Genomic DNA, 6,637 nt, shown 5'->3' with positions numbered 1-6,637 from the left:
GCCCATGGCCGCGCTGTTAGCGGCGAAGTCGGCGGTGCGGGTGTTGAGTTGGCTGGTGAGGATGGCCATGGGGCGCTCCGGAAAATTCGCTGCTTTTCTCCCCTCTACCGCTTGCGGGAGAGGGGCCGGGGGTGAGGGCCGGGGCGTACGCAAATCGTGCGCGCAGCGACCCTCACCCTAGCCCTCTCCCAGTGGGAGAGGGGACTGACCGTGTTGGCTTAGCGGGTTTCGTTAAACAACTCGCGGCCGATCAACATCCGCCGAATTTCACTGGTGCCCGCGCCAATTTCGTACAGCTTGGCGTCGCGCAGTAAACGGCCGGTGGGGAATTCATTGATATAGCCGTTGCCGCCCAAAATCTGGATGGCATCCAGGGCCATTTGCGTGGCGCGCTCGGCGCTATAGAGGATCACGCCGGCAGCGTCTTTGCGCGTGGTTTCGCCGCGGTCGCAGGCGTTGGCCACGGCATACAGGTAGGCGCGGCTGGCGTTGAGTTGGGTGTACATATCGGCGACTTTGCCTTGGATCAGCTGGAATTCGCCGATGCTTTGCCCGAACTGTTTGCGGTCGTGGATGTAGGGAACAATCACGTCCATGCATGCCTGCATAATGCCGATGGGGCCGCCGGACAGCACCACGCGCTCGTAGTCCAGGCCACTCATCAACACTTTCACGCCGCCGTTGAGCACGCCGAGGATGCTTTCTTCCGGCACGTGCACGTCATCGAAAAACAGTTCGCAGGTGTTAGAACCGCGCATGCCGAGCTTGTCGAATTTGCTGCCACGGGAGAAACCTTTCCAGTCGCGCTCGACGATAAACGCGGTGATGCCATGGGCGCCTTTTTCCAGGTCGGTTTTGGCGTAGATCACGTAGGTGTTGGCGTCCGGCCCGTTGGTAATCCAGGTTTTGCTGCCGTTAAGCACGTAGTGGTCGCCGCGTTTGTCGGCGCGCAGCTTCATGGACACCACATCAGAACCGGCGTTGGGCTCGCTCATCGCCAGCGCGCCGATGTGTTCGCCGCTGATCAACTTGGGCAGGTAGTGGGCTTTTTGTTCCGCCGTACCGTTGCGGTTGATCTGGTTAACGCAGAGGTTGGAGTGGGCGCCGTAGGACAGGCCTACGGAGGCCGAACCACGGCTGATTTCTTCAATGGCCACCACGTGGGCCAAATAGCCCAGGCCGGCGCCGCCGTATTCTTCGCTAACGGTGATGCCCAGCAGGCCCATGTCACCAAACTTGCGCCACATATCGGCGGGGAACAGGTTGTCGCTGTCGATGGCGGCGGCACGTGGCGCCAACTCGGCGGCAACAAAGGCCTGCACTTGGTCGCGCAGCATGTCGATGGTTTCGCCGAGGGCAAAGTTCAGGGAGGGATAGCTCATTGGGGCACCTGCTAATTGTTTTTGTGCGGCACATGTTGAGTGGCGGGCGAGGGTGGCCAGCCGGTTTCAGTACTTAAACGGTGGCTTCGGCCATGGCAGCCAGGCAGCGCTCTTCGGCGGTGTCGAGCTCCAGTTGCATTTGCTCGATATCGAGCAATTGCTGGCGCAGCTGTTCGCGGCGCTCGGCGATCTTGCGCATAAAGGTTTCGAGTTGTTTGTGGTTGCCGCTGGGGTCGTAGAGCTCAATCAGTTCGTGGCATTCGGCGAGGGAAAAACCAATGCGCTTGCCGCGCAAAATCAGTTTTAGCGAGACCTTGTCGCGCGCGGAGTAAACGCGCTCTTGGCCCCGGCGCTCGGGGTTGAGCATGCCTTGTTCTTCGTAGAAACGAATGGTGCGGGTGGTGATATCCAGCTCGCGGGCAAGGTCGGAAATGCTGTAGGTGGTCGACATGGGAAAACGCTCTCAGGGAGTTCTTACCTTTACGTTAACGTAAAGTAGATTTCCCTATAGCGTCAAGACGGTTTTTCTGCGCCGTTTTGCCTTACTCGGCTTTGCGTGGGCTTTGTGGCGGCGGGTTAATGCCCATGGACACGTAAATGCTGGTGAAGGCATCGACGCCGATATTGGCCGGTTTCACCCATTCCACGGGCACGTAGAGCAAGCCGCCGCCAATGGGAATCGGTGCGGTGGGCACCAGCACGGCGTAGTACATACGGCCGTCGATATCGATGGGTTCGGGGTTGGGCATTAGCGCCAGCACAGCCACGCCATCACCACCAAACAAACACCACACCGGGCTCATGGCGTTGATGTCGGCGCCTTCTTTTTTATCCAGCAGGGCAACAAAACGATCGGCCAGGTTGTACAGCTTGCCGAACAGCGGAATACGCCGCAGGGTCACGTCGGTCAGCCAGGCCAGCGGTTTACGCAACCCCAGTTGCACGGCCAGCCCCAGCAGATAAATCGCCACCACCAGCAAAATGGTGCCCAGGCCATAGGCCAGATAGGTGTTGCTGGCAAAAGGTTGGCCCATTGCGGCAAATACGCCGCCAATGTAGGTAGACGGGCCGATTACGCGGTTAAGCAGGCTGACTACCCACGTCAGCAAAATCATGGTCAGGGTCAACGGCAGCAATACGATCAGCCCTGCTAACCAGGTGGTCAGCAGGGAGTTAAAGCTTTTCTTCAGCATCGGGGAATTCCGCAGCGATTAGGCGATGGCCTTGAGGGTGAACACCTGGGTGATCTGTTGCAAGTGACCATCCCACACATAGCGCAAGTGCTCGCCTTGGGTGGGAAGGGTGGCGGCTGGCGGGCGAAACAATGCCGCACATTCGCCTTCGGCGTGGCGCACGCTGCGGTATAGCAGGCCCCAGGAGCGCAGCTTGCGACGCTCGGCGGCAAAGCGTTGCGGCACGCTGTAGTCGTCAGGGTCGGGGTGGTGCAGTTCTTCGTAGCCTTGGCGAATATCGTCCAGCGGCTGCTGCACCTTGCACACGTACGTGCGCATGGTCAGTTCCATGCTCGGTTCATGGGTGGCGCGCATAAAGCGCTCGCGGTGGTAGCGGGTTTCGGCGATGGCGGTTTGCAGGCTACTGCCGCAGTAGTACACACCGTATTGGCCGTCGGTGAAACGGCTTTTCGCGCCGACATGGGTAAAGGCCGCCATCAGCGGCGAGGCGCCGGGGCCGCAGACGCGGTCTTCGGGGGCAACATGGTTAAGCAGGCCGGCCTCTTCGCGCAGTCGATCGTTGGTCAGGCTTTCAATCAGAAAGGCTTGTTCCAGATCGGCAGGATCCAGCACATCTTCAAATACCGAAATCGGCGGAAAGGCGCTGGAAACGATGCGATAGGCCCGCATCCATGCAGGCAGAACTTGAGTCGGTTGTTTCAACCACGTACTCCATCCAGGTAGCGACGTACCACGGCAATATCCATCACGCCGCCAGCCAGCATCAACTGCAAGGCGCTTAAACCATTGAACGGTGCTTCGCTGTTTGCCTTGCGAATCCAGTCGTAAGTTGACGGTTTGTCGCCAAACAGAATACGCAGGGATTTGTGAATACCCATCAGGTACGACACCCGCTCCAAGGTATCGCGCGGCAAGCGGATTTCCGGCAACTGACGGTATTTGTACAGGGTGCTGCGGCCGATGGAGCCGAGCAGCACGGTCTGTTCTTCCACCGTGCAGTTCCATTTCTCCATCAGGTTGAAGAAAAACTTCAGCGCCACGTGCCCTGCGTGAGCCGAATCGAGGTCGAGGGCTGCGCTGGTTGAGGCGTTAGGGAGGGACATAACGATTCTCCACGTATGGACTTGATATGGATAATAGTCCACATATAGAGGAGGCGCAATGTTCGAAGTCGTTGCGCAAAACGCCCGTCATTCCCGCCCAGGCGGGAAGCAGGAGTGTTAACTGGTGCGGTGTTCAGCGGGCGATTGTGCGTCCCCGCCTGCGCGGGGACGACGGGTTACGGTCAAGGTTCTTGCGCACTAACCTGCTGCGCCAGCTCAATCATCTGCTCGCGCATCCAGCGGTTGGCCGGGTCTTGGTCAGTGCTTTCGTGCCAGTACAGGTGAGTTTCAACCGCCGGCACTTCTACGGGCACGCCGACATAGTGCAGGTCGTGGCTACGGGCAAAACGCTCCGGCACGGTCATGGCCATATCGGTTTTCTGCATCACCATCGAGGCCATCAGGTAGTGCTGCGAACGCAGGGCGATTTTGCGTTGGATGCCCATTTTGCCCAGGGTCAGGTCGACGTAACCAAGGCCGCTGCGGCGGCTGGAAATATGGATATGGGTGAGCGACATGTACTCATCCAAGGTCAGTTTTTCCTTGGCCAGCGGGTGGCCTTTGCGGATGGCGCAGACGTAACGGTCGGAAAGCAATTTAACGTGACGCACCTGTGGGTCGGTGTTGAGCGGCGCATCCACGGCAAAGTCCAGGCGGCCGGCAGCCAGCTCTTTGGTGGTTTCGCGGCGTTTGGACAAAAAGCTCTCAATCTGTACCGACGGCGCTTGGCGGCGCAGACGTTGGAACAGCGGCGGCAGAATGATCTCTTCAGTGAGGTCGGTCATGCTGATGCGATAGGTTTTGTTCGCTTGCAGCGGATTAAACGTACGGCTTTCCTGCACGGAAACGCGCAGCAGCGCCAAGGCATTACGGACCGGGCCGATGATGTTCTGCGCCATTGGCGTGGGCACCATGCCTTGCGCGGTGCGCACAAACAACGGGTCGTTAAAGGTCTCGCGCAAACGGGCCAGGGCGTTGGAGACGGCGGGTTGGGTGATGCCGACGATCTGCCCGGCACGGGTCAGGTTGGCTTCGGTGTAGATGGCGTCGAAGACGATAAACAGGTTGAGATCGACCTTGCTCAAATTCATTACCAACGCGCTCCAGTCGTTATTGGGATTGTTCTGGGTATCAGCCGATCATATATCGGTGATGAATGTTTATACACGCTGAGAATAGGTTAGATAAATTTTCGTTGCTGTTCTAGGCTCATTTCCACTCTCACCAACAGCCCGTCAGAAGGTGTCTCCGATGGATTTCGCTTACTCCCCCAAGGTTCAAGAACTGCGCGAACGCGTTACCGCATTCATGGACGCTTATGTCTATCCCGCCGAAGCGGTGTTCGAAGCTCAAGTGAACGAAGGTGATCGCTGGCAGCCCACCGGGATCATGGAAGAGCTGAAAGCCAAGGCCAAAGCCGAAGGCCTGTGGAACCTGTTCTTGCCGGAGTCGAAATTGGGCGCCGGGCTGACCAACATGGAATATGCCCCGTTGGCGGAAATCATGGGCCGCTCCTTGCTCGGTTCCGAGCCGTTCAACTGCTCGGCGCCAGATACCGGCAACATGGAAGTGTTGGTGCGTTACGCCAACGAAGAGCAAAAACAACGCTGGCTGGAGCCGCTGCTGCGCGGTGAAATCCGCTCCGCGTTCGCCATGACCGAGCCGGGCGTTGCCTCCTCGGATGCCACCAATATGGAAGCGCGCGCCGAGCGCGTGGGCGATGAGTGGGTGATCAACGGGCGCAAATGGTGGACCTCGGGCGCCTGCGACCCGCGCTGCAAAATTATGGTGTTTATGGGCCTGAGCAATCCGGATGGCCCGCGTCACCAGCAACACTCGATGATCCTGGTGCCAGTCGACACCCCCGGGGTGAAAGTCCTGCGTCCGCTGCCGGTATTCGGCTACGACGATGCACCGCACGGCCACGCCGAAGTGCTGTTCGAAAACGTCCGTGTTCCATACGATCACGTGCTGTTGGGCGAGGGCCGTGGTTTCGAAATCGCCCAAGGTCGCCTCGGCCCAGGCCGTATTCACCACTGCATGCGCTCTATCGGCATGGCTGAGCGCGCCCTGGAATTGATGTGCCAACGCGCTATTAGCCGTACTGCTTTCGGCAAACCGTTGGCACGTTTGGGTGGCAACGTCGACATCATTGCCGACTCGCGCATGGAGATCGACATGGCGCGCCTGTTGACCCTGAAAGCCGCTTATATGATGGACACCGTCGGCAACAAGGTGGCCAAGAGCGAAATCGCCCAGATCAAAGTAGTGGCGCCAAACGTGGCCCTGCGCGTGATCGACCGTGCCATTCAAATGCACGGCGGCGCTGGCGTTTCCAACGACACCCCGTTGGCTTATATGTACGCCATGCAACGTACCCTGCGCCTGGCCGACGGCCCGGACGAAGTGCACCGCGCCGCTATCGGCAAGTTTGAAATCGGCAAGCACATGCCTAAAGACCTGCTGAAAAGCCACTAAGGCTTAGCCGCATTAAAAAGCCCGCCTCGGTTTAGCCGTGGCGGGCTTTTTTACGCTCAGTCTTCAGTGGAGATAAAGACTTCACTCCTGCTAGGGCCTGCCGCGCAATACGCCGCTGTCGATGGCAGGCTGCGGCGCTTGCGCTCGGTTCTGTCGATGTTCTCGTCTGGGAAGGATGCACCGTCACATTGCATGACGCACGATTGCATGCGTTCGCGGTGTAGTCGCGGGTATTCAAGGACTCTGTTCGGTGGAATCAGCGCTTGAAGATTGCCGACGTAGCTGGTCATTGTCGTGGTGGGTGGCAAAAAGCGAGGGTTGCGTACGCCAGAGCCGTCAACCTCGCGGATAACTTCAAATGGATGAACGACAACCGAAGGAAGCAAGGTGACGAATACCGCAGATGCGACGTTGCTGGGGTAAATGCGCTGGGTGACAACTTCCTGCTGTTGAAAGCTGTTTCGTTCGGCTAATACGTTTT

General features: G+C 58.7%; 8 protein-coding genes. 1 reads left to right on the top strand and 7 read right to left on the bottom strand.

Annotation, left to right across the window (positions count from 1 at the left end; all coding sequences use genetic code 11):
* Positions 1–218: 218 nt before the first annotated feature.
* The 6 genes from AAAB16_RS11325 to AAAB16_RS11300 all read right to left on the bottom strand — a co-directional run bounded on the left by AAAB16_RS11325 (position 219) and on the right by AAAB16_RS11300 (position 4,769).
* The gene (locus tag AAAB16_RS11325; RefSeq protein WP_340663401.1) at positions 219–1,382 is read right to left on the bottom strand and encodes an isovaleryl-CoA dehydrogenase; all 1,164 of its coding nucleotides are present in this window, start codon (positions 1,380–1,382) and stop codon (positions 219–221) included.
* A 73-nt stretch (positions 1,383–1,455) separates the two neighbouring features.
* Positions 1,456–1,833, bottom strand: coding sequence for a MerR family DNA-binding transcriptional regulator (locus AAAB16_RS11320; protein WP_340663400.1), 378 nt, complete (start codon positions 1,831–1,833; stop codon positions 1,456–1,458).
* 91 nt (positions 1,834–1,924) lie between these two features.
* A complete protein-coding gene (locus AAAB16_RS11315) occupies positions 1,925–2,575 on the bottom strand; it encodes a DUF502 domain-containing protein (RefSeq protein ID WP_340663399.1) in 651 nt (216 codons plus the stop codon).
* Between the two features lie 18 nt (positions 2,576–2,593).
* The gene (locus AAAB16_RS11310) at positions 2,594–3,244 is read right to left on the bottom strand and encodes an RES family NAD+ phosphorylase (RefSeq protein WP_340663402.1); all 651 of its coding nucleotides are present in this window, start codon (positions 3,242–3,244) and stop codon (positions 2,594–2,596) included.
* 29 nt (positions 3,245–3,273) lie between these two features.
* Positions 3,274–3,678 (bottom strand): MbcA/ParS/Xre antitoxin family protein, encoded by a 405-nt coding sequence (locus AAAB16_RS11305; RefSeq protein ID WP_340663398.1) that lies wholly within the window; start codon positions 3,676–3,678, stop codon positions 3,274–3,276.
* Positions 3,679–3,860: 182 nt separating this feature from the next.
* Positions 3,861–4,769: a LysR family transcriptional regulator gene (locus AAAB16_RS11300; RefSeq protein WP_110617812.1), complete on the bottom strand. Its 909-nt coding sequence runs from the start codon at positions 4,767–4,769 to the stop codon at positions 3,861–3,863.
* Positions 4,770–4,929: 160 nt separating this feature from the next.
* On the opposite strand from AAAB16_RS11300, the gene AAAB16_RS11295 reads away from it, so the two are divergent.
* Positions 4,930–6,156, top strand: a complete 1,227-nt coding sequence (locus AAAB16_RS11295) for an acyl-CoA dehydrogenase (protein ID WP_340663397.1) — start codon at positions 4,930–4,932, stop codon at positions 6,154–6,156.
* Positions 6,157–6,212: 56 nt separating this feature from the next.
* On the opposite strand, the gene AAAB16_RS11290 is transcribed toward AAAB16_RS11295, so the two are convergent.
* Positions 6,213–6,637 (bottom strand): hypothetical protein (locus tag AAAB16_RS11290; protein ID WP_340663396.1); only part of this gene is annotated, 425 nt, incomplete at its 5' end.

The sequence above is a fragment of the Pseudomonas sp. genome (assembly GCF_037994325.1).
Classification (GTDB): Bacteria; Pseudomonadota; Gammaproteobacteria; order Pseudomonadales; family Pseudomonadaceae; genus Aquipseudomonas.
The sequence above is the reverse complement of the archived record's forward strand: the minus strand, read 5'-3'. Positions and strand labels throughout refer to the sequence as shown.

Bases quoted from the DNA above. Each gene is read 5' to 3' on its own strand.
- AAAB16_RS11320 (WP_340663400.1), bottom strand. From the start codon at position 1,833: ATGTCGACCACCTACAGCATTTCCGACCTTGCCCGCGAGCTGGATATC.
- AAAB16_RS11300 (WP_110617812.1), bottom strand. From the start codon at position 4,769: ATGAATTTGAGCAAGGTCGATCTCAACCTGTTTATCGTCTTCGACGCC.
- AAAB16_RS11310 (WP_340663402.1), bottom strand. From the start codon at position 3,244: ATGCGGGCCTATCGCATCGTTTCCAGCGCCTTTCCGCCGATTTCGGTA.
- AAAB16_RS11325 (WP_340663401.1), bottom strand. From the start codon at position 1,382: ATGAGCTATCCCTCCCTGAACTTTGCCCTCGGCGAAACCATCGACATG.
- AAAB16_RS11305 (WP_340663398.1), bottom strand. From the start codon at position 3,678: ATGTCCCTCCCTAACGCCTCAACCAGCGCAGCCCTCGACCTCGATTCG.
- AAAB16_RS11315 (WP_340663399.1), bottom strand. From the start codon at position 2,575: ATGCTGAAGAAAAGCTTTAACTCCCTGCTGACCACCTGGTTAGCAGGG.
- AAAB16_RS11295 (WP_340663397.1), top strand. From the start codon at position 4,930: ATGGATTTCGCTTACTCCCCCAAGGTTCAAGAACTGCGCGAACGCGTT.